This window comes from Gillisella taibaishanensis, assembly GCF_001938985.1.
Lineage (GTDB): Bacteria > Pseudomonadota > Alphaproteobacteria > Rhizobiales > Rhizobiaceae > Allorhizobium > Allorhizobium taibaishanense.
In genome coordinates, this window is sequence record NZ_MKIN01000026.1 from 89,673 (window position 1) to 111,130 (window position 21,458).

Consider the following 21,458-nt stretch of genomic DNA (forward strand, 5'->3'; position numbering starts at 1 on the left):
GACCCTCACACGCCCATATGCGCGGGATAGCGCAGGTGGCGGCGACCGACGTCGACGAACTGCGCGTCCCGCCTCGCCGCCCAGACCGCCGTGAAATGGCCGATCGCCCAGATGGCTAGCCCCGCGAGCCAGAGACGGAGACCGAGACCGACGGCGCCGGCAAGCGTGCCGTTGACGATCGCCACTGCGCGCGGCGCACCCCCGAGCAGTATCTGCTCGGTCAACGCGCGGCGGACCGGCGCGTAGAAACCGCGGATCTCGTCGTGTTCAGAGTCGAACGCCGCCATCAGACCAGCGCTCCGCCGCCGAAAGAGAAGAAGGAAAGAAAGAAGCTTGAGGCGGCGAAGGCGATCGACAGGCCAAAGACGATCTGGATTAGCTTGCGGAAGCCACCAGACGTGTCGCCAAAAGCGAGTGCAAGGCCAGTCGCGATGATGATGATCACGGCGACGATCTTGGCGACTGGCCCCTCGATGCTTTCGAGGATTTTTTCCAGCGGCTCCTCCCAGGGCATCGAGGAACCGGAGGCGTGGGCGGGTAGCGCCGTCATAATGGAGGTGGACAGGAGCGCTGTTGCCCGCATGAACTGGCGACGGGATCGGCGAAACAGGGAGATGGCTAAGATCATTTCTGTTCTCCTTTCGGGAGCGGTTGACGGTCGGTTGGGAGGTGGGCGCTGAGGGTGCAATAATCGCCGGTTGCCGGATCGAGCCCGTCGACGAGGGCGATTTCGACAAGCCGGCGGGCGGTGCCGCGGCCGGAAAGCACGGCAATCAGATCAATCGTGTCGGCGATTAGCGCTCGTGGCACGGTGACCACCGCTTCCTGCACGAGCTGTTCCAGCCGCCGAAGCGCGCCCACGCCCGAGTTGGCGTGAATGGTGCCGATGCCACCCGGATGGCCGGTGCCCCAGGCTTTGAGGAGGTCAAGCGCTTCCGCGCCACGCACCTCGCCGATCGGAATACGGTCGGGTCTGAGTCGGAGTGACGATTTGACGAGATCGGAGAGTGAGGCGACGCCGTCCTTGGTGCGCAGCGCTACAAGATTGAGCGAGGCGCATTGCAGTTCGCGCGTGTCCTCGATCAGCACAATGCGATCGGATGTCTTGGCGACTTCGGCAAGGAGGGCGTTGGTCAGCGTCGTCTTGCCGGTGGAGGTGCCGCCGGCGACCAGGATATTCTTGCGTCGTTCGACCGCGATCCGTAGCACATCGGCTTGCGCTGCGGTCATGATGCCGGCCGCAACGTAATCGGAGAGCGTGAAAACAGCGACCGCCGGCTTGCGAATGGCGAAGGTGGCAGCCGCGACGACGGGGGGAAGCAGGCCTTCGAAGCGCTCGCCGGTTTCTGGAAGCTCAGCGGAGACACGTGGATTTGCGGAGTGAACTTCAGCGCCGACGTGGTGTGCGACGAGACGGACGATGCGCTCGCCATCCGCCGCCCGCAGCGTTTCACCGGTGTCGGCGAGCCCTTCCCCCAACCGGTCGATCCAGAGCCGACCGTCTGGATTGAGCATAACCTCGACGACCGCGGGATCCTCAAGGTGACGCGCAATGGTCGGCCCCAGCGCCGTGCGGAGCATGCGCGCGCCACGCGAGATCGCTTCCTGATTCTGATAATGATGTGCCGACATTCGGTCCCCACTTTCGGCGATCGGGGCCAAGCGGCAGATCGCGACGGGGACAATCAAGAAAGGCAGAAATATGCGATCAGCAACAAGATAATCGCGGGGTTCGCAGAGGATCGTAGGCGGTCGGAAAAATACTGGCCGGCTGCGGTTCTGCTCTGATCATTATCGTGCGGGAGCTATGGTTCTGCGAGAATCAATCCGCGCAGCGGAACACATCGAAAAAATTCTTGAGAACCGGATTGGAGTTGTCGGGTCTCCAGCATGCGATATAGCCGAGCCGTATGCCGCCGTTGCCGTCGTGAACAGGTCGGGCAATGACGCCCTCTCCCGCAACAGGCTGCGTGCCCTCGCATTGCAGGCTGATCCCCTGCCCGCTTGCGACCTCGCCGAGGATGCTTTCCCGGCTTAGCTGACGCATGATGATTTCCGGATGATCGGAAGGTGCGGCCAGGTGACGAAGCAGGATGTTTCGCAGGTCTGGCCCAGGATCATCGTGGCTGATCAGGAAGCGCTCCCCCTTCAGCTCCGACCAATAGACCGTCGCTTTTTCAGCAAGCGCATGGTCCTCCGGCAAAGCTATCACCAATTGCGTGGACCAGAGCGGCATGGAGTCGAGAAGCTCTATTCTTCCGATATCGCCGAGAAGGATTGCGAGGTCGACCATCCCGGACATCACACCAGCTTTGAGCTCGATGTAGGAGGCCTCCATCAGCTCCACGTCAACTCCAGGGTATTTCCCGCGGAACATCCTTAAGGCATTCCGGAAACAGCCTGACGACATCGACTTATAAGAGCCAACTACTATGCGCCCGGTCCTGCCGGTACCGCTCGCCTTCGCCCGTTCGGACAATCGCTGGAAACCGTCGATGATCCGGCGAGCGCCGACTACGAATTCCTCTCCTGTCGGCGTGAGCCGTGCTCCAGCCGTTGAACGGTCGAACAGGAAAACGCCGAGTTCATCCTCCAGCTCGCGGATACGCTTGCTGATGATCGGCTGCCGCACGTTTAGCTCCTGGCCGGCGGCGCTGAAGCTCCCGTTCCGGGCAGCTGCAACGACGTATCGGAGATGACGAAGATCCATCAATTCCCCCAGCCTCAGTTACGACGGGCGTAAACGTCACCGTAGCTGTTGTGATTTGCCACATCAGCGCCTTTGGTCGCTAGCGCCTACCCTTGCCGGCGACAGCGCCGAATTCCCAAAAAGCCTGGCCGCCTTTTACAAGTATCGTCTTTGTGATCATCCACCAACGGAAGCTATCTTGTATGGTGGGTACAATTTTCAAAAATCAATCTCGATGGCGACACCTTTCACCAACGCCAGCTCGACGGCCACCGAAGCGACAGCAAGATCCTGCAGCGCAATGCCGGTGCCATCGAAGAGCGTGATCTCATCCGCTGAGCTTCGGCCGGGATGTTTTCCACTGATCACCGCACCAATTTCGATAATTGCCTCTTTGTTGGTGATGCCCCTTTCGACGGCGTGCTGGCACTCACCGATGGTCACAGCTTGCGCAATTTCGTCGGTGAACACGGTGGCCATGGCGACTAGTTCCGGCTCGACCTCCTGCTTTCCCTTGGTGTCGGTGCCCATGCAGGCCACATGGGTGCCTGGCCGAACCTGCGATGCTTTTAAGAGTGGGGCAAAGGATGAGGTGATCGAGATGATCACGTCCGACTCGGCCCCAAGCCGCTCAAGATCAAGCACCTCAAAAGGAAGCCCTTCGTCATTGGCGACTTGTTCCAGGCGGCTCAGCATCTCGGGATGGAAGTTCCAAGCCACCACTTTCTCGAATTGCCGCTGCTGAAGGGCTGCACGAAGTTGGAAGGCGGACTGGTGCCCCGCGCCGATCATGCCGAGCACCTTTGCTTCCTGTCGGGCAAGATATTTGATCGACACTGCCGACGCGGCTGCCGTGCGGAGCGCAGTAATCAGATTGCCCCCGACGGCCGCACGGCATTTTCCCGTATCGGCGTCGAAAAGAAAGATGGTCGACTGATGATTCGTCAGTCCCTTTGATACGTTATTCGGCCAGAAACCACCCGCCTTGAGGCCCAGTGCTAAGCTCTCGCGATCAAACCCGGACTTGAAGCCGTAGAGCGCATCCGCATGACCAATCGCCTCCCGAATGACTGGGAAATTGTAGGCCGCCTTGTTGGCCATAGACGCGAATACGCGTTCCACAGCGGTGAAGCAGTCAGCCGCGGTGATGAGATTAGCGATCTCTCTCTCAGGGACGATGAGCATAAGGTCTCCGATCGGTGCGGCCGCGGCCGCCTTTGATGTTAGTAGGCTTTACCGCGGGCTGAGATTGGCCACAGAGTTTCGACCTTGCCGTTGCGGACGCCGACATACCAGTCGTGAACGTTGCATGTAGGATCGCAGTGGCCGGGAACGAGGCGAAGCTTCTCGTTGATCTTGAGAACGCCGTTCAGGTCTTCGATAACGCCGTGCTCATCGGAGCATTTGATGTATTTCACGTCGTTGCGACCGTAGACAAAGGGCAGCCCGGAATCGACCGATTGTGCCTTGAGGCCGGCATCGCAGATTGCCTTGTCGGCTTTGGCGTGGCTCATCACACTGGTCAGAATGAAGAGCGCATTCTCCCATTCGCCATGGTCGATCCTCTTGCCATCCTTGTCCTGAATGCGGCCGTAGTCGGCATCCATGAATGCATAGCTGCCGCATTGCAGCTCGTTATAGACGCCCGAATTGCTCTCGAAATAGTAGCTGCCGGTGCCGCCGCCGCTGACCAGTTCTGGTTCGAGACCTTCGGCCTTAAGGGCATCGACGGCATCCTTGACCTGGGCAATGGCCGCATCGAGCTTCGCCTTGCGGTCTTCATATTTGTCGATGTGCTGCATCGCGCCCTGGTAGGCCTGAATGCCGGTGAACTTGAGACCGGGTGCCGCATGGATGGCATTGGCGAGCTCGACGACGGCCGACGTCGTCGTGACGCCGCAGCGTCCGGCGCCGCAATCGATCTCCACGAAGCATTCCAGCGTCGTGCCGTACTTCTGTGCCGCCTTCGAGAGCTCTTCGACATTTGCGAGATCATCGACGCAGACGATGATGCGCGCACCATGCTGCGGCAGGAGTGCCAGGCGATCGATCTTTGCCGGGTCGCGAACCTGGTTCGAGACCAGCACATCCTTGATACCACCGCGAACGAAGACTTCGGCCTCGGACACCTTCTGGCAACAGACCCCGACAGCGCCGCCAAGTTCCTGCTGCAGCCGCAAGACATCAACGGATTTGTGCATCTTCCCGTGTGCGCGGTGACCCATGTTATGCGCCTTTGCATAATCGCCCATTTTGCGAATGTTGCGTTCAAGCGCGTCCAGATCGAGGATCAGGCAAGGCGTCTGGATTTCGTCGACTTTCATTCCAGGAAGAGCCGGCACGTCGTAGCCGACTTCCATGCCAGCGAATTTCGTTTCGATGTTCATCATTGGATCTCCCTTTACTGCCAAGGTAATTTGTCAAGATCGACGTTGCCGCCCGTGACGATGATGCCGACACGTTTCCCGGCGAAGATCTCCTTGTTCTTCAGGATCGTCGCAAGCGGCACTGCGCTGGAAGGCTCCATCACGATTTTCATCCGCTTCCAGATGAGCTTCATCGCGTCGACGATGTCCTCTTCGGAGGCCGTGAGGATATCGGACACGTGGTTCCTGACGAAATGCCAGGTCAGATCCTTGAGCGGGACTTTCAGACCATCGGCCACCGTATTCGGCGCGTCATCAGCGATGATGTGTCCGGCTTTGAAACTGCGGTAGGCGTCATCCGCCTGCTCCGGCTCAGCCGCATAAATCTTGATGCCCGGCGCGAGATTGGACAGGGTGAGGCAGGTGCCGGAGACCATACCGCCGCCGCCGATCGGCGCGACGACGGCATCGAGCCCGTCCACTTGTTCGATCAATTCCCTCGAGCACGTTCCTTGGCCGGCAATCACCCTGGGGTCATTGTAGGGATGGACGAATTCTGCGCCTGTCTCGGCGACAACGTCTGCAAAAACGGCTTCGCGTGACGAAGTCGAAGGGTCGCACTCGACAACCTTGCCACCATATCCGCGAACAGCATCCTTCTTTGCCTGTGGCGCGGTGTGCGGCATGACCACGGTACATGGAATTCCCCGCCGGCCGGCGGCATAGGAAAGGCAGGTTCCGTGGTTGCCCGATGAATGCGTTGCGACTCCTTTGGCGGCCTGCTCGTCACTTAGGCCGAAGACGGCGTTCGATGCGCCACGAGCTTTGAAGGCGCCCGCCTTCTGGAAGTTCTCGCATTTGAAGAACAGTTCGGCGCCCGCAAGCACGTTGATGTAGCTCGACGTAAGAACCGGCGTAAGATGGATATGAGGTTTGATCCGCGTATGTGCGGCAACCATGTCAGCGAGCGTTGGAATATACATGATTCAACTCCTCAAGCCGCAGCTTGGACTGCAGACAAGTGGACGTTCCGGTAGTGATCCTGTGCGGCTGCAACACCTGATCCGAGTGTGATTTCGAGGCCGAGGTCGACCATGACCATTTCGGCCGTAGCAATCCCGGATAAGGCCATCACGTCCGTCAGGCTGCCGAGATGTCCGATGCGGAACACCTTCCCGGCCACTTCGCCCAAGCCAACCCCGAAAGCGACGTCGTACTTTCTCGCGGCGTGCGTGACGATCGATGTGGCGTCGAAACCTTCGGGCGTGCGGATTGCGCTAACAGTGTCTGAGTAGAGTTCCTCATCTTTTGCGCAGAGTTCGAGGCCCCAGGCCCGGACAGCAGCGCGAATACCGGAGGCAATGCGCCGGTGCCTTGCGAATACGTTTTCCAGCCCTTCCGCCAGCAACAGTTCCGTCGACAACTTTAAGCCATTCAGCAGGCCGACTGCCGGTGTGTAGGGGTAAGCGTTGTTCGCGTAGCTCTTCGTCATATCGCGGACATCGAAGAACGTGCGCGGAAGCTTTGCGCTATCCAGTGCTTCCAACGCTTTAGCTGAAAACGCCGCAATTGCCAGGCCGGCGGGCAGCATGAAGCCCTTTTGAGAACCGGTAATCGCGATGTCGACAGCCCATCCGTCCATGCGGAAATCCATCGACGCGATGGAACTGACGCCGTCGACGAAAAGCAGGGCTGGATGCTTGGCAGCATCTATTGCCTGGCGAATCGCACCGATGTCCGATTTAACCCCGGTGGCCGTCTCGTTGTGCGTGACGAGAACCGCCTTGATTTCGTGTCCGGTGTCGGCCGTCAAGATTTCCTCGTACCGGTCGGCAGGCGCGCCGCCGCCCCATACGCTTTCGATGACATCGACCTTGAGACCATGGCGTTGGCACATATCGATCCAGCGGTGGCTGAACATGCCGTAGCGGGCCGCCAATACGCGGTCACCCGGACTGAGCGTGTTGGTAATAGCGGTTTCCCACCCGCCCGTGCCAGTAGAGGGAAATACGAATACCGACGCCGTTTCAGTTTTCAGAACCTTCTTTACGCCCGCAAGAGCCGGCCTCAGAATCTCACCGAACAGCGGCGAACGGTGATCCAGCGTCGGCATGTCAGAAGCCTTTCGAAGAACTTCGGGCATGTTAGTCGGGCCAGGGATAAAGACGGGGTTTTGCATGTACATCTAGGCGTCCTCCGCGTGTGAGAAACTCCTAACACGAGAGCCGCGCACAAGATATTTTTCTGAAAATGGTTTTTAGAACCTGATGCAACGGCTATAATCTTCGTGAAAACAAGCAATTAAGTTTTTTCATTGTACAAAGCAATTTTTCAGTTCAGAGATTTTCTGAACCCATTCTCACGGAGACGATTTCCGATGCCCGTTGAAATGCGCAAAAGAGGACGGCCGAAAGCCTTCAATGGACCACAGTCACAAAACACCATTCAAGCACTCGACCGGGCACTGGATGTACTAGAGGCTCTCGCTACACCGGAGGGTATGACGCTTTCGAAGCTCGCTGACCATCTTGGTCAATCAACGGCCACGATGCACCGCGTGTTGGCTACTCTTGAACGGCGTGAATTCGTCGAAATCAGCCCCGATCGCCAGGTCTGGCATATCGGCCCTGAAGCGTATCGGCTGGGCTCGGCGTTTCTGCGCAGATCCAACGTCGTCGAGCGTAGCCGCCCAATCATGCGCGAGCTCATGCTGGAAACGGGGGAGACGTCCAATCTGGGGATCGAGAAGGGCGGTCATGTCCTGTTCATAAGCCAAGTGGAGACGCACGAGTCGATCCGGGCCTTTTTTCCACCGGGAACACTGTCTCCTCTGCATGCTTCTGGCATCGGCAAGGCACTTCTCAGCACCTATGACGGTGATCGGCTCACGGCTCTCTTCAAGACGAGGGAACTCGAGCGGTTTACGGAAAACACCGTGCGCTCCCTCGATCAATTGAAAGAGGAACTGCAAAGGACGCGAGAAAGGGGCTATGCGTTTGACGACGAGGAACGCACCTGGGGTATGCGATGTGTCGCGGCGCCGATCCTCAATGTGCATGGAGAGGCCGTGGCAGGCATCTCTGTCTCCGGACCGAAAATTCGCCTCCAGGACGCCGACGTGCACCAGATTGGAGAGCGTGTGAGACGCGCGGCGAGCATGGTGTCCCGCCGCATTGGTGCGCCATGACGGTCAGGCGTGCGCTTCTTCTCGAACCGGCACTTCGGGCGGGGCAGCCAGACTCGGGGGCATGGGGCCACCTGTTGCCCAATCGAGAAGTTCCACCGTGTGAACCACCGGAATGGCCGTTGCCGATCCGATCTGCATCATACAGCCTATATTGCCCGCGCTGATCACCTGGGGCAGCGTCGCCTCAAGTGTCGCGACCTTGCGCGTCTTGAGGTCGACCGATATTGCCGGCTGCATCAGATTGTAAGTGCCGGCTGACCCGCAGCAGATGTGGCTTTCACGGGGCTCGAACACTTGGAATCCGGCGGCTTTCAGCAGGTCTTTTGGCGTCGAGCGGATCTGCTGGCCGTGCTGCAAGGAACATGCGGCATGATAGGCGACGCGCAGCGGTTCGGCGTGCGACGGGTCCCTCAGCCCGACGTCGGCAATCACCTCGGAAATGTCTTTCGCACGAGCTGCAACGCGTCCAGCATCAGCGGCCAGCGGACCATTGCGGAACATGTGACCATAGTCTTTGACCGTGGTCCCACAGCCTGAGGTATTTATGACGACGGCATCAAGCCCCTTACCATCAAGCTCGGCGACGATCGCCCGGATGTTGGCAGCGGCCATCGCATGACTGTCATCGGTCTTACCCATATGATGGGTAAGCGCGCCGCAGCAACCGATTCCCTGCGGAATGACAACTTCGCAGCCGTGCCGTCTCAGCAACCTGATGGTCGCGTCATTGATGTCGGTGTTGAGGGCGCGCTGTGCGCAGCCGGTGAGAAGAGCAACGCGTTTGATCTCCTGACCCTCAGCAGGAAAGCATTGCGGCCGATCATTCTTGCTCGCGAGCGGTATTCGGTCCGGCGCCATTTCCAGCATCGCCCTGAGCCGGAGATCCGGAACAATTTTCCTCAAGGGTCGAGCGAGCATTGCGCATGCCAGTGCAAAGCGAAATCGGTTGGGATAGGGCAGGATCTTCGAGAGAAGCCATCGAAGCGCCCGGTCGTCCCACCTACGTTTGTAGTTCCGCTCAATGTAGGCGCGCGCGTGATCGACAAGGTGCATGTAGTGAACGCCGGACGGGCAGGTCGTCATACAACTGAGGCAACTCAGGCACCGGTCGACATGCATCACCGTCTTTTCATCCGGCTTCCTGTTGTTCTCCAGCATGTCCTTGATCAGGTAGATGCGGCCGCGCGGACTATCGAGCTCATCGCCGAGCACCTTGTAAGTTGGACATGTGGCCGTGCAGAAGCCGCAGTGGACGCATGATCTCAAGATTTCGTTGGAACGTTGGGTAGCGGGGTCGGCCAGTTGCGCTTCGGTAAAGTTCGTCTGCATCTCAGTTGCCCATCAGGCGGGGATTGAAGATCCCGGCGGGATCGAATGTTTTGCGCAGCGACGCTGATATCCGGGCAACGGCGCCGTATTCAGGTGGGAAGAGGTCGGCGGCAGGCAGCGGACCACGTCTCACCAGCATCGCGCGTCCCTTGCCCACGGCTTTGCGAACAGCCGCACTTGCGGCCACACCTGAGAACCAGATCAAGCCCCCGCCCCAATCGGCAGATGCATCTCCGCCAAGCTGACGCAGTGCCTCTACCACGGCCGGTGCTTCGCTCGGCTTGATCAGGATCCGCCAAATCGGAGCTTTCGAATCCGCGAAATGTTTAACGTCGCGCAGGTCACGCCACACGCTGCGGCTTACAGCGTCCGCGACGACATTGATTTCCCGGGGCAAGAACAGCTCCTTGAGCCGTTCCACGCGATAGTCGACTTGTGCCTCGAAACCTTCGACCCTCAACCATGCAGTACCCCCGTGAAACGCGGCGCCGGACACCTCGAACGGCATGGCGAGAGCTGCGACGAAGATTTCGCATGCATCGCGGAGAGTGATCCGAGGAAATGCCAAGCTCTTCTCGACTTCAGCCCGAGGCAGCGTCTTCAGCGCGACTTCCGTCAGCACACCCAGAGTGCCAAAGCTGCCGCAAAGGAGCTTGCCGAGGTCAAGCCCGGTGACATTTTTCATCACGCGGCCGCCATTCTTGATTGTTCGGCCGCGACCATCAACGAACCGAACACCGAGAAGGTAATCTCTACATGCGCCGGCCTGGATTCGTCGTGGTCCTGAGACATTAGCGGAGACAATGCCGCCGATCGTCGGTGTGCCTTTTGAATCGAGGATTTCCCTGTGGTCCATTGGTTCAAACGCCAGGGCCTGCCCTTCGGCTGCCAGCGCGTCTTCCACATCCTGCAAGGACGTGCCCGCGCGCGCGATCAGCGTCAATGCGCCCGGTTCATAGGTTACGATCCCCGACATCTTGCGAGTTGTGAGAATATGCTCCGCTTCGGCGGCTCCCGCCTCAATCCGCGTCCCGCCCCCGACAATGCGCATCGGCGCTGCCCTTGCATGGCTTTCGCCAACGAAAGCTGCGAGCTCGGCTTCGTCCTTCGGACTGATGAGGGAATGAGATGCCTCAATTGTTGACTCGTCGATGTTCATCGGCCCCTCACCACCTCGCCCCTGTATGGCTGACTTGCTTCCAGGGGGAAAACCTTGGCCGAATTTAGCAGCCAGTTTGGGTCAAAGACGCTTTTGATCTCCATCTGGATCGCCAGGTCTTCAGCCGAATATTGCTTGGTCATCAGATCGCGCTTCTCAATTCCGACGCCATGCTCCCCGGTCAGACACCCCCCGACGTCGACGCAGAGCCGGAGGATATCGGCTCCGAATGCTTCCGCCCGCTCTAGGTCGCCGGGCGCATTGGCGTTGAACAGGATTAGGGGATGCATGTTGCCGTCACCGGCGTGGAAGACGTTGGCTACCTCCAGGCCGTACTCTTTGGAAAGCTCGCCGATGCGCTTCAGTGTATAAGGCAACTGCGAGACGGGTACGGTTCCATCCAGACACAGATAGTCGCCGAGCCTTCCCATGGCACCAAAGGCCGACTTGCGGCCTTTCCAGATGGCAAGCGACTCATCCGCGTTGCGGCTGATGCGAAACTCCACAGGGTTGAGCTCTTCAGCGATCTGGCGAATCCGCTCGATCTGGTGAAGGATCTCACCGTCGGAACCCTCTACCTCGACAATCAGAACCGCTGCGCAGTTTGGATATCCGGCGTTCGCAAAAGTCTCGATCGCCCGCAGGCAGACATTATCCATGTATTCGATTGCAACGGGGAGCAGACCGGACCGAATGATGCTCGCTACGCACTTGCCTGCGGTCTCGGCGCTGTCAAATCCGATGAGGATCGGGCGCGCGCCTTCCGGCTTTGGCAGGATGCGCAAAGTCGCCTCGGTGATGATTGCAAGCTGCCCCTCCGAACCGCATAGCAGGCCCAAAATATCGAGCCCGCTTCCACCCAGCAAAGGCCCACCGAGATCGACGATATCTCCGTTGGCCATGACCATCCGGACGCCCATTAGATTGTTCGTGGTGACACCATACTTGAGGCAGTGCGCGCCGCCGGAATTCATCGCTATGTTCCCGGCAATGGTGCATGCGAGCTGGGAGGACGGATCCGGTGCGTAGAAGAAACCCTCAGCCTCCAGCTCGGCGCTCACCGACAGATTGGTGATACCTGTTTGGACGCGGATGAAGCGGTTCGCGGTGTCAACCTCCAGAACGTCGCGCAAGCGAATGGTCCCGATGACCACGCTGTCAGCCGTTGGCAACGCCCCGCCGGCTAGCGATGTGCCAGCACCTCTCGGAATAACGGGCACGCCCAGGTCATGACAAATCTTCATCGCTGCTGAGACCTCCTCCGTCGTCCGCGGCAGAACCACCGCAAAGGGCGGGCAACGATAAGCAGCTAATGCGTCGCACTCGTAAGCACGGGTCTCTTTAGGATCCGAGATAACCGTGTCTGGCGGAAGCGCAGCCAAGAGCCGATCGACAATGTATGAGGCTCTGGCGAGTATGCGCCGGTCAGGTTCCGGCATGGCTATGATTCCCATGAAAAGCTCCTCCCTTGGGTTGATCACGATGCGAGCGCTACTCACACCTATGCCTGCGCCTCTAGCCGGGCCTCGAAAAGGCATGCTCGGGAGCCAAGACGTCCTTTACTCACCGTTCCACGCCACGGACGCCCCTGCTGAATATCCCATGGATCAGATAAGGTGGAGGTGAAACGGGGGGTGAGCTGGGTAAGTTTGGGTAATGTCGTCGCGGTTTGATTGTCAAGCGGCAGCCAAACCCTAAAAGCTAGCTTGCAAGCAATTGCTGCTCGGCTGACTTATTATCGGCTAACGAAAACTGACTGATGAGTGTTTGCAGATGCGTGGCTTCGCTCTGCAATGACCGACACGCCACCATGGATTCGTCGGCCATGCTAGCGGTCCGCTGTGTGGCGGCATCGATCTGGGATATCGTCGATTTGAACTCAGCGAGATGATTGGCTTGGCCAGCAGCTGTGGTCGCTATTTCAGATACCATAGACCTGATAAGTTTGATGTGGTTGGCTACATATTTTAGGACATCGCTCGTCGAACCCACGAGTTGCATTCCTTTCTCGACCCGTTGAGATGAGACGTCAATCAGGCCCTTGATTTCCTTTGCCGCCTCCGCAGAGCGTTGCGCCAGCGCACGCACCTCTGAGGCAACCACCGCAAAGCCCTTGCCGGCATCGCCTGCCCTCGATGCCTCGACCCCAGCGTTGAGGGCAAGAAGGTTTGTCTGGAAGGCTATCTCGTCGATAACGGTGATGATGCTGGCGATATCGAGGGATGAACGCTCGATTTCGGCCATGCCACTCAGCGCGCTGGAAATGATCTCGTCGGATGACGCGGCCGCCTTATGGGCCTCGGAAACCAGTTGGTCAGCCTTAGTGGCAGCGGCAGCCGTCTGGCTGACATCTCGCGCAATCGCAGTCATCGTGTTGACCGCTTCGTCAAGGACGAGGGCTTGTCGCTCGGTTTGCGCCGCCAAGCTGTTGCTGGCATTGCTGATCTGGTCGAGCGTGGCTGACATTGACGTCGCCTGCCCTGCAACGGATTGGATCGTATGATTCAACTGCACAAGCGCGTCATTGAAATCGCTCTTTAGTTGCCGGTAATCGTCAGGAAAACTTCCGGAAATTTGACACCTGAGATTACCTTTTGCGAGCGCCGAGAGGCCACGACCGATCTGGTCGACAATCTCGGCTTGGGTTTTGAGCCGCTTCATCCTTTCGGCCTCCATGGCCAGGCGTTCGGCTCCGGCAAGCTTTTCAGCCCTGAGCGCATCGGCCTCGGCGTTGGTCTTCGCCACGGCATTATCACGAAAAACGACAACTGCGCGTGACATGTCACCCACTTCGTCACCACGATCGATGCCCTCAATCCGCCCGGTTGTGTCACCCGTGGCGAGCCTCTTCATGCTCGAAACCAGCCGGGTGATTGGCTTTGAAATAGAGCGAGAAGCCATGATCGACACGATGAGCGTCGCGAACGCTGTAAATCCGGTTATTCCGAGAATCTTGTAAATCATCATAACTGCTGGGGCGAAGACCTCAGCCGTCGGCTCCACAGCCACCACGGTGAGTTGCCGGCCCCCCCACTTCAATGTCTCGGAAGCAGAAAGCACGTTCAGACCCTCGAAAGTGCCTGAAGATATGCCCTCTGCGAGGAAGCGCGTGTCGATTGATCCAGTCTCGTCTTGCGAAGCCCCAAAACGGGATGTTGAGCGTAGGCGCCCGTCATCGCCCACGATCACCGCTTGACCGCGGGCGCTGAAGCCCGCCGCGTCATGCATAATGTCGTCGAGTACCGTTGTACTCACCGCCACGACCAATGTTCCGCTTCGCTCGTTCGGATTATATGGATCCGCAACTCCGACCGTAAAATAGGCTTCCCCCGGCCCCACCACCGAAGGTGCGGTAAAATCCGTCATTGTGATGTTTTTGGCATCTTGGGAGGAGGCGACGAGTCGACCGGCTGAGGTGTCCGCCTTCAACGGACCCAACGGCTCTTTACCGGTGCTGAATACGAGATCATCATTTTTGTTTATAAGGGTAATACTGGCGTATCTGTGTTCACTGCTGAATTGCCGTAGCCATTGCTCAAGCTTCGCGTAGTTCGATAGGAAATACTTGGCCTTGTCCGGCGCGCCAGCCGTAATATCGCTGCCCGCTTCTTTTTTGCTGGAGAGGGCCGATACGATTTCTGCCGGCAACATCTTCAAGCCGTTGTTGGTGTCATCAAACAGTTGCACCAGTCCCGGATTGGCAGCCAGTGCCTCGACTTCGAGGCGCGTGCTGCTTAATTTCGACGCGACCGTGTAGCGCTTAGTGCTCGCTATGTATTCGAGATGCTTGCCAATCAGATCCCGTGTCGCTGAAAACGATGTGATACCCGCATATGTAGCGACTACGCTACATGACACGACAGCTATGCCGACCGTGAGCGCGGGAATTTTTTTACTAATCGTCCATTGGTATCGTGTTTTGAACAGGCGCCGCATTCAATTCCCTCCCAAAATCGATAAGCATCATGGAAACGTCCGCTAATGAAAGCGCCCGTGGAAGATAGTTTTTCATCATCAGCCGGTTCTTCGTCTCAGTCGGATCGTCAGCAATCGCAGTCCGATAAAGACATCAATGCAACTGCTGCGGTGACAAAGAAGAGTGACTTGTTCAAGTCTCGCTAGTTATTTGATAAAGGCTAGCCGCGACCTATCCAGCGTGATGGTCACCGACAGGATCACGATCATGCCCGTCACCATGATCTGAACGTAAGGGTGGACACCGGCGATGTTCAGCCCATTTTGAAATACCGCTATGACCAATACGCCGGTCAGCGTCCGATGCACTCCTCCAGAGCCGCCGGACAGTGCAGTCCCACCCATCACAACTGCTGCGATTGCCTGAAGCAGAAGATCGTCACCCATGTGTGCGGTGCCAGTCGAGGTTCTGGACACAAGCAGCAGTCCTGCCGTGCCGCACAGTACGCCGGAAGTGATAAACGCAAGAGCTTTCGTGCGGACAACACTGATGCCGGAGAGCCGGGCAGTCACTCCGCCTCCGCCGATCGCAGTCAGCGACCGACCAAAATGGCTGCGAGCGCCGACGAACGAGGCTGCTGCGAATATTATTAGGGCTAGGACGCCTGAGTTAGGAACTCTGCCCACCATCGCGCCCGAAGCGATCCAAGTTAATTCGGGGCTGCGAAAGAAGACAGTAACGCCACCGCTTATCCAGGTGGAAATACCACCAACTATCGTCATCGTGCCCAAAGTGGCGACAAATGAGGGCAGTCTGAACTTGAGAACCAGGACCGCGTTGAGAGCGCCGCAAATAGCCCCGATCCCCAGTGCGGAGACAGCCACAGGCAACGCACCGAACCCAGCCTGGGTCACCAAGACGGCACACGAGACGCCGACCAGGGTGACGATGGCACCGACAGAGAGGTCGATGGCACCCATTAGTATGACGAAACTGATGCCGGTAGCCACGACGAGCAGGATGGACGACTGCCTCATTAGATTGAACAGATTGATCCAGCTAAGGAAGCGCGGATTGATGGCAGTGAAGACTGCCACCATCACTAGCAGCAGAACCACAGGCCCCAGGGCGCTGACGAAAGCACGGTGTCGATGATAGAATGTCGTAATGGGCTGCATCTGCTTGCTCTCCCTTCGTTACCTGTTCAGACCATGTGCTTTACAAGCTCCTGCTCGGTCGGCTTGTCTTTCGCCGGCGCAGGTCGCTCGAACTGAATTGATCCGTCCCTCATGACCAAGATTCGATTGGACAGACCAATTAGCTCCAGAAGATCGTCAGATATCAGAAGCACCGACACACCTTGGTCGGCCAGATCGCGCAGCACCCCGTAGATTTCCTCCTTCGCACCCACATCGACGCCTCTTGTAGGGTTATCAAGAACAAGGACGCTCACCCCTCGGGCAAGCCACTTCGAAAGAACGACTTTCTGCTGATTGCCGCCTGAGAGAAACTGGCACAGCTGGGCAGCGCTGCTGCAGCGGATACTTAGAAGTTCCACGTGCTTTTTGGCTAAGCGCCTTTCAAGGCGCCTGGAGATAAATCCCCTAACATTCGAAACTGCTGGGAGCGATGCCAAGGTGACGTTTGCCTCGACCGACATGTAAGGAACTATGCCTTCCGTTTTCCGTTCCTTCGGGACGAACCCTACGCCAAGCTCCATTGCCCACTTGACACGGTTGCGGACAGGAAGAGGCTTTCCGCCGACTTCCACCGTGCCGCCAACAGGGAATGGGTCATATCCGACGATGGCTCGTGCAACTTCTTCCTTGCCGCAGCCTACAAGGCCTCCAAGGCCGAGAATCTCACCACGCCGTACCTGGAAGCTCACCTCGCGTACCGTTGCCCCTGACAGCCCGTTCACGGAAAGGGCGACTTCCGCGTTGCCTACTTCCAGCTGACGGTGCTCCTTGAAGTACTCGTCATCACGAATGCGGCCGACCATGGCCTTATGAAGGTTCTGTTCGGAATTCGATTCGCCGATGAACTCGCCGACGTTCCGGCCGTCCTTGAACACGTAGATTCTGTCGCAGAGCTCGGTGTATTCTGCAAGACGATGAGTAATGAGCACGAAGGAAGCGTGCTTTCGAAAGCGGCGGACCGACTCAAAAAGAACTTTGACCTCTCGCTCGCCGATCGCAGCAGTCGGTTCGTCCAGGAGGATGATCGGGTGCTTGATATCGAAGAATTCGGCTAACGCGAACGCCTTGGCGATCTCTATCATCTGTCGGTCATGAAAGGGGAAATCGCTGGTGCGTTTGCGAGGATCAATATGGTCCAGTCCAAGCTTCGCAAGGTGACGCCGGCTATATTCAATCATCTGTTGGCGGTTAATGATACCGGCAAACCTGGAGAAGTTTCTTTCTAGTGAAAGGAACATGTTCTCGTAAACCGCCATGTTGGGGATTAGGGCCTGCTCCTGGAAGACCATCGATATCCCAGATTCCACAGCGTGGGTGTATCTTGAAGGCCTGAATTCCTTACCGAAAAGCCGCATTTCACCCGAAGAAGGAGGATGAATTCCGGCGATCATCTTGAGAGTGGTGGACTTGCCAGCTCCGTTCTCTCCTGCAATTCCAACGATCTCGTTCGGGAATATCTGGAGGTCGATACCCTCCACGACGGTGATACCGTTGAAGGCCTTCGACGCGTTCGTCATTGTGAATATGGGTTCACGCAGGCTCGTCATCTCACGTCCTCCGCGCGGGCACGGCTGGTGTTAAGTAGAACAGCCAAGAGAATGACCGTGCCCTGGATTATGGTCTGTAGAAACGGCTGTAAGGCCATGATATTCATGCCGTTGGTGAGTGTCGTGATAAATGCAACGCCTAGAAGCGTGCCCGCGACAGTTCCGATGCCGCCAGTTATCGCCGTTCCTCCGACGACGACCGCGGTGATGGAGTCCAACGTCATGGAGTTGCCCATCGTGGCGGTACCGGATCCAAGTCGTGCTGCAAGCAATGCGCCTGCAACGCCTGCAAGAAGACCGGAAAAGGCGAACGCCTTGATCTTCGTTGATTTGACCTTGACCCCCACCAATGCCGCGGTTTGTTCATCGCTGCCCATAGCAACGGTCATTCTGCCAAAGATCGTGCGAGAGCCTATCGCCACGGAGCCGAGATAAATTGCCACCGCAATGAGAACTGCATTCGGCACGAGGGGGATCCAAGTACCCTGCGCCATGTCGAGGATGATCGGATCGACGATCGGTACTGACTGGCCATCGGAGATAAAGAGCACCGCGCCGGAAAGCGTAGTGGCTGTCCCTAAAGTGACAAGAATTGAAGGAATTCTCAAATAGACATAGATAATGCCGTTGAGCACACCGAACACCAATCCTGCAGCGCAGGCGACCAGCACAGCTGCGAAACCCAACTGCGGCGCCAAGCCCGCCACCAGCATGCCGCAGAAGGTTGCAATTGCTCCGACTGAAAAGTCTATCGATCCCATAAGGATGACGAACGTCGCGCCAACGGACACGATCAGCAGCGCAGAACTCGAAAGAACAATGGCACGGACATTGTCTGCAGAGAGAAACGATGGTGCTAGGGCGCTGAATAGTAGGCATGCGACAATATAAATCACGACGGTAAGGAGGCGCCGGGTGAATTCGCCATGACTGGGGTCGCTAAACAGATCTTTAAGCATTTCGAAGTCCGGTTGAACGTGGGCAGGTTGCGATGCCCTCTTCGAGAACGAAGAAGGGCATCGCTCGAGTTCGCTTTTAGTCCGGAATGCGTTGCTTGTAGTGCGTTTCGTATTCCGTTTTCAGCTTCTCCACGCATCCGGAGTCAAGTGCCTCCTGATATGCCTTCGGGAAGGTATATCCAGCAGGAGTGGACTTACCCCAGTAGTTGGCCACGTCGATCGGCCAAACCACGTTCTGAGGATCCCAGTCATTTGGATGCAGCACGCGCGACATCTTCTTCCAGTCGAACGGCAGCTTATCGCCTGACAGGAATTTCTGATAGGTGTCCACATTGGCAGCGGTGATTTGGGTGGCGCCCGTATACATCATGCGCTCACAAGGGCTGGGTTTGAAGCCCTTGGATACATCATAAGCGCGAACGAGCGCATAGCCTGCCTGCCACTGAGGCGTGAACGCCATGGTGCCGAGAATGCGCCCTTCCTTAATGAGGTCCAAGGTCTCCTTATTGCCGTCGAGACCAACAATAGGCAGGTTTAGACCGGCATCCTCGACTGCCTGCATCGCACCAAGAGCGATCGAATCGTTCTGGCCGAATACAGCATTAATGTCAGGATGCGCGACGAGCAGGTCTTCCATCACCTTGCGCGAGTCGTTCTGGTTCCATTTTCCTGGCTGCCGGGCAACAAGTTTGATGCCAGGGTATTCGGCCAAAGCCTTGTCGAAACCTGCGGTTCGTGCAACGTCTGGCGGGGCACCGGGGAAGCCCGTGATATGAACCACATTGCCCTTTCCGCCGATCTTGTCAAACAAGAGCTTCGCCATCCGATACCCGCTCTGGACGTCATCGGGGGTAAAGAATGTTGCAAAGGCGTAGTTATCCGCGCCCGCATCAAGCGGATGGAAGCCGGGCAACGATTCCCATACACCCACGTGGACAGCACCGGCTTTCTTGGCCTTCTCAATGATTTGCTTCAGATTTGAAGCATTGAGATTTTCGCCAAAGGTGATTTTAACACCGCGAGCAAACTGAGCCTCGTAGATTTCGATCTGCTTCGCGGCGTCACCTTTGTCGGCCAACAATTGATAGTTGAGACCAAGAGCCTCAGCCGCTTGTTTGGCGCCTTGGTCCCAGTTGTTGAAGTATTCATTCTCGATGGTAGAGACCTCGGACAGGACGTCCTCGGCCCACGCCGCCGCGGACATTCCCGACAACGCGGCAGTCGCAAGCAGGCATGCAAGTAGTTTTCGCATCAGTTCACCCTCCTGTTGTAAACAGATTATATTTTGCTGCCAGTTTGCACGGGTACTATAGAGAAACCCTGCACGGTCATCCTGGCGATGACTTCCAACTTTGGCGTGAAAGCGTTGAGCTTCGCCAAAGCTTGAAACTTAAGCTGGTGGTTTGCTGAAGTGCGACTGGCTACATCGTTCGCCAGTCACCGCTCTGCTCGAAGGCGTGAGCTGCCGCGTAAATAGTCGACTCCTCAAAGTGCCGACCGACGAGCATGAGCCCAACTGGAAGACCGTCCACGAATCCGCACGGGATCGACATTGCCGGATGATGCGTGAGGTTGAACGGAGCAGTGTTCGTAAACATTTCCGTGGCACGGGTGATATACTCTTTCCGGCTCGCATCTTCCGGTGGCAGCTTCGTCGCCTTCATCGGTGTTGTGGGCATCAGGATGAGATCGTAGTCCTTTAAAACAAGGTCGTACGCGGCTCGAAGGCGTCGGGTGATGTTGACTGCCTTTCCGTAGTAGCGCGGTCCGTACATGTTGTTCACATAGGTACCAAGCAGCAGAAAGAGCTTCGCCTGATCAGAAAGCATATCGGCCTTCTGGCGCCAACCTCGATGGAAATCCATCAGCGAGAGCGAATATAAATCGTTACGTCCCACACCGTAGCCATCGCCGAACATCATGTTTTGCGTGGCACCTTCGGTGCCAATCGGCGTCCAGATGGCCGGACCATCCAAATGCATCGGGATGGAGACTGTATCGACCGTTGCGCCCAACGTCTTGTAGCGCTCAGCGGCTGCAAGCACCTTTTGGTTCACCTCAGCCTCGGCCCCCTCCTGAACAAAACCCTCCTTGAGCACGGCTACCTTGAGACCCCGCACGCCGCGGCCTAAAGCTGCTGTGTATTCCTGGACTTTCGGAGATTTGATTCGCGGATCGTATCCATCGTCTCCTGCAATTACTTCCAGCAGAAGGGCATTGTCAGCAACGTTTGCTGTCATCGGGCCGATATGGTCGATCGTCAATTCATTCGGCATGATGCCGGTGTATGGCACGAGGCCCCATGTCGGCTTCATGCCATAGATGCCGCAGAAGGAGGCCGGCATGCGGATAGACCCTCCCTGATCGCCTCCGATAGCCATATCGACTTCACCAAGCGCGACAACAACGCCCGAACCCGACGAAGAGCCACCTGCAGAATAGCCCATTCTGTGCGGGTTATGCACTGGCCCGAGGGCCGCGGTGTGGCTGCCGCCAGAAGTACAGAATGTTTCGCAGTGAACCTTTCCTGCTATCTCGGCACCTGCGTCAAGCATACGTTCCACAATTACAGCATCAATGTCCGGAACGAAGCCTTCGAGCGTTGAGGAGCCATTCATCATCGGCACCCCCGCAAGCAGGACATTATCCTTTAGCGCAATCCTTCTGCCCTTGAGCTTGCCCGTCGGAGCGCCCGGGATGCTGGTTTTGCGGTACCAGGCGTTATGGCTGTTCTCTTCTGGAGAGGGTTGGTATCCCGGCGTGCGGGGATATTTCACCGCAGGCACTTCGTCGTTGGCCATCGCTACATAGTTGTAGGCCCTGAGTGCGTCCTTGACGAGTGCCCCATAGGACTGGACGTCATCGTCCGTGAGCGAGAGGCCGCACTGCTTTGCGACCGCCAGCAGCTGTTCAGGGCTTGGCGCTACTATAGGCATAGATTTCCTCCACGATCGTCGTATCTCGCTGCAGCAGTTTGCTGCTATTCTGCGAATGGTTCACCCTTTTATGCGGCCAGACTATCAGGGAAAATTTTGGCAGCGATGAAATTTCATGTCGACTTGAGTAAAGTTGGGTAAATGAGAATGCGCTTGCCCGCGCTGAGGAAG

18 protein-coding genes are annotated in these 21,458 nt (G+C 57.5%); 1 reads left to right on the forward strand and 17 read right to left on the reverse strand.

From position 1 onward, the window contains the following. Window positions 1-5 precede the first annotated feature (5 nt). From BJF91_RS21165 to bhcA, 8 genes are all read right to left on the reverse strand, one after another. The gene (locus BJF91_RS21165; RefSeq protein WP_075616534.1) at window positions 6-287 is read right to left on the reverse strand and encodes a VirB3 family type IV secretion system protein; all 282 of its coding nucleotides are present in this window, start codon (window positions 285-287) and stop codon (window positions 6-8) included. Further along, window positions 287-583: a TrbC/VirB2 family protein gene (locus BJF91_RS21170; protein WP_234801693.1), complete on the reverse strand. Its 297-nt coding sequence runs from the start codon at window positions 581-583 to the stop codon at window positions 287-289. The genes BJF91_RS21165 and BJF91_RS21170 overlap by 1 nt, the downstream gene beginning before the upstream one ends. A gap of 41 nt (window positions 584-624) precedes the next feature. Beyond that, window positions 625-1,632, reverse strand: coding sequence for a P-type conjugative transfer ATPase TrbB (gene trbB, locus BJF91_RS21175; protein ID WP_075616536.1), 1,008 nt, complete (start codon window positions 1,630-1,632; stop codon window positions 625-627). 190 nt (window positions 1,633-1,822) lie between these two features. Beyond that, a complete protein-coding gene (locus tag BJF91_RS21180; RefSeq protein WP_075616537.1) occupies window positions 1,823-2,710 on the reverse strand; it encodes a LysR family transcriptional regulator in 888 nt (295 codons plus the stop codon). Between the two features lie 198 nt (window positions 2,711-2,908). Further along, window positions 2,909-3,874: an iminosuccinate reductase BhcD gene (gene bhcD, locus BJF91_RS21185; RefSeq protein WP_075616538.1), complete on the reverse strand. Its 966-nt coding sequence runs from the start codon at window positions 3,872-3,874 to the stop codon at window positions 2,909-2,911. Between the two features lie 38 nt (window positions 3,875-3,912). Further along, window positions 3,913-5,076, reverse strand: coding sequence for a 3-hydroxy-D-aspartate aldolase BhcC (gene bhcC, locus BJF91_RS21190; RefSeq protein ID WP_075616581.1), 1,164 nt, complete (start codon window positions 5,074-5,076; stop codon window positions 3,913-3,915). A gap of 14 nt (window positions 5,077-5,090) precedes the next feature. After that, window positions 5,091-6,038: a beta-hydroxyaspartate dehydratase BhcB gene (gene bhcB / locus BJF91_RS21195; RefSeq protein WP_075616539.1), complete on the reverse strand. Its 948-nt coding sequence runs from the start codon at window positions 6,036-6,038 to the stop codon at window positions 5,091-5,093. Between the two features lie 11 nt (window positions 6,039-6,049). Beyond that, complete coding sequence (gene bhcA, locus BJF91_RS21200; RefSeq protein WP_075616540.1) at window positions 6,050-7,240, reverse strand: L-aspartate--glyoxylate aminotransferase BhcA; 1,191 nt, start codon at window positions 7,238-7,240, stop codon at window positions 6,050-6,052. 192 nt (window positions 7,241-7,432) lie between these two features. Here bhcA and bhcR point away from each other — a divergent pair, with 192 nt between their 5' ends. Further along, complete coding sequence (gene bhcR, locus BJF91_RS21205) at window positions 7,433-8,242, forward strand: HTH-type transcriptional regulator BhcR (RefSeq protein ID WP_075616541.1); 810 nt, start codon at window positions 7,433-7,435, stop codon at window positions 8,240-8,242. A gap of 3 nt (window positions 8,243-8,245) precedes the next feature. On the opposite strand, the gene glcF is transcribed toward bhcR, so the two are convergent. The 9 genes from glcF to BJF91_RS21250 form a co-directional block, all read right to left on the reverse strand. Then, on the reverse strand, window positions 8,246-9,571 hold the full coding sequence (glcF, locus tag BJF91_RS21210; RefSeq protein ID WP_075616542.1) for a glycolate oxidase subunit GlcF: 1,326 nt from the start codon (window positions 9,569-9,571) through the stop codon (window positions 8,246-8,248). Window position 9,572: 1 nt separating this feature from the next. Next, window positions 9,573-10,730 carry an FAD-binding protein gene (locus BJF91_RS21215; protein WP_075616543.1) on the reverse strand — a complete coding sequence of 386 codons (1,158 nt, stop codon included), beginning with the start codon at window positions 10,728-10,730 and terminating at the stop codon, window positions 9,573-9,575. Next, window positions 10,727-12,184, reverse strand: a complete 1,458-nt coding sequence (locus BJF91_RS21220) for an FAD-linked oxidase C-terminal domain-containing protein (RefSeq protein ID WP_075616544.1) — start codon at window positions 12,182-12,184, stop codon at window positions 10,727-10,729. The genes BJF91_RS21215 and BJF91_RS21220 overlap by 4 nt, the downstream gene beginning before the upstream one ends. A 247-nt stretch (window positions 12,185-12,431) precedes the next feature. Beyond that, complete coding sequence (locus BJF91_RS21225) at window positions 12,432-14,666, reverse strand: methyl-accepting chemotaxis protein (RefSeq protein ID WP_075616545.1); 2,235 nt, start codon at window positions 14,664-14,666, stop codon at window positions 12,432-12,434. Window positions 14,667-14,852: 186 nt separating this feature from the next. Beyond that, complete coding sequence (locus BJF91_RS21230; protein ID WP_083943423.1) at window positions 14,853-15,824, reverse strand: ABC transporter permease; 972 nt, start codon at window positions 15,822-15,824, stop codon at window positions 14,853-14,855. 26 nt (window positions 15,825-15,850) lie between these two features. Then, a complete protein-coding gene (locus BJF91_RS21235; RefSeq protein ID WP_075616546.1) occupies window positions 15,851-17,392 on the reverse strand; it encodes a sugar ABC transporter ATP-binding protein in 1,542 nt (513 codons plus the stop codon). Next, the gene (locus BJF91_RS21240) at window positions 17,389-18,351 is read right to left on the reverse strand and encodes an ABC transporter permease (protein WP_083943424.1); all 963 of its coding nucleotides are present in this window, start codon (window positions 18,349-18,351) and stop codon (window positions 17,389-17,391) included. The genes BJF91_RS21235 and BJF91_RS21240 overlap by 4 nt, the downstream gene beginning before the upstream one ends. A 76-nt stretch (window positions 18,352-18,427) precedes the next feature. Then, a complete protein-coding gene (locus tag BJF91_RS21245) occupies window positions 18,428-19,603 on the reverse strand; it encodes a sugar ABC transporter substrate-binding protein (protein ID WP_075616547.1) in 1,176 nt (391 codons plus the stop codon). A 169-nt stretch (window positions 19,604-19,772) separates the two neighbouring features. Continuing rightward, the gene (locus BJF91_RS21250; protein WP_075616548.1) at window positions 19,773-21,287 is read right to left on the reverse strand and encodes an amidase; all 1,515 of its coding nucleotides are present in this window, start codon (window positions 21,285-21,287) and stop codon (window positions 19,773-19,775) included. Between the last annotated feature and the right edge of the window lie 171 nt (window positions 21,288-21,458).

Coding starts and splice junctions, on each gene's coding strand:
- trbB (WP_075616536.1), bottom strand. CDS start 1,632: ATGTCGGCACATCATTATCAGAATCAGGAAGCGATCTCGCGTGGCGCG.
- BJF91_RS21245 (WP_075616547.1), bottom strand. CDS start 19,603: ATGCGAAAACTACTTGCATGCCTGCTTGCGACTGCCGCGTTGTCGGGA.
- BJF91_RS21220 (WP_075616544.1), bottom strand. CDS start 12,184: ATGGGAATCATAGCCATGCCGGAACCTGACCGGCGCATACTCGCCAGA.
- BJF91_RS21235 (WP_075616546.1), bottom strand. CDS start 17,392: ATGACGAGCCTGCGTGAACCCATATTCACAATGACGAACGCGTCGAAG.
- BJF91_RS21250 (WP_075616548.1), bottom strand. CDS start 21,287: ATGCCTATAGTAGCGCCAAGCCCTGAACAGCTGCTGGCGGTCGCAAAG.
- BJF91_RS21180 (WP_075616537.1), bottom strand. CDS start 2,710: ATGGATCTTCGTCATCTCCGATACGTCGTTGCAGCTGCCCGGAACGGG.
- BJF91_RS21225 (WP_075616545.1), bottom strand. CDS start 14,666: ATGCGGCGCCTGTTCAAAACACGATACCAATGGACGATTAGTAAAAAA.
- BJF91_RS21215 (WP_075616543.1), bottom strand. CDS start 10,730: ATGAACATCGACGAGTCAACAATTGAGGCATCTCATTCCCTCATCAGT.
- bhcC (WP_075616581.1), bottom strand. CDS start 5,076: ATGAACATCGAAACGAAATTCGCTGGCATGGAAGTCGGCTACGACGTG.
- BJF91_RS21165 (WP_075616534.1), bottom strand. CDS start 287: ATGGCGGCGTTCGACTCTGAACACGACGAGATCCGCGGTTTCTACGCG.
- bhcB (WP_075616539.1), bottom strand. CDS start 6,038: ATGTATATTCCAACGCTCGCTGACATGGTTGCCGCACATACGCGGATC.
- BJF91_RS21170 (WP_234801693.1), bottom strand. CDS start 583: ATGCGGGCAACAGCGCTCCTGTCCACCTCCATTATGACGGCGCTACCC.
- bhcA (WP_075616540.1), bottom strand. CDS start 7,240: ATGTACATGCAAAACCCCGTCTTTATCCCTGGCCCGACTAACATGCCC.
- bhcD (WP_075616538.1), bottom strand. CDS start 3,874: ATGCTCATCGTCCCTGAGAGAGAGATCGCTAATCTCATCACCGCGGCT.
- bhcR (WP_075616541.1), top strand. CDS start 7,433: ATGCCCGTTGAAATGCGCAAAAGAGGACGGCCGAAAGCCTTCAATGGA.
- glcF (WP_075616542.1), bottom strand. CDS start 9,571: ATGCAGACGAACTTTACCGAAGCGCAACTGGCCGACCCCGCTACCCAA.
- BJF91_RS21240 (WP_083943424.1), bottom strand. CDS start 18,351: ATGCTTAAAGATCTGTTTAGCGACCCCAGTCATGGCGAATTCACCCGG.
- BJF91_RS21230 (WP_083943423.1), bottom strand. CDS start 15,824: ATGCAGCCCATTACGACATTCTATCATCGACACCGTGCTTTCGTCAGC.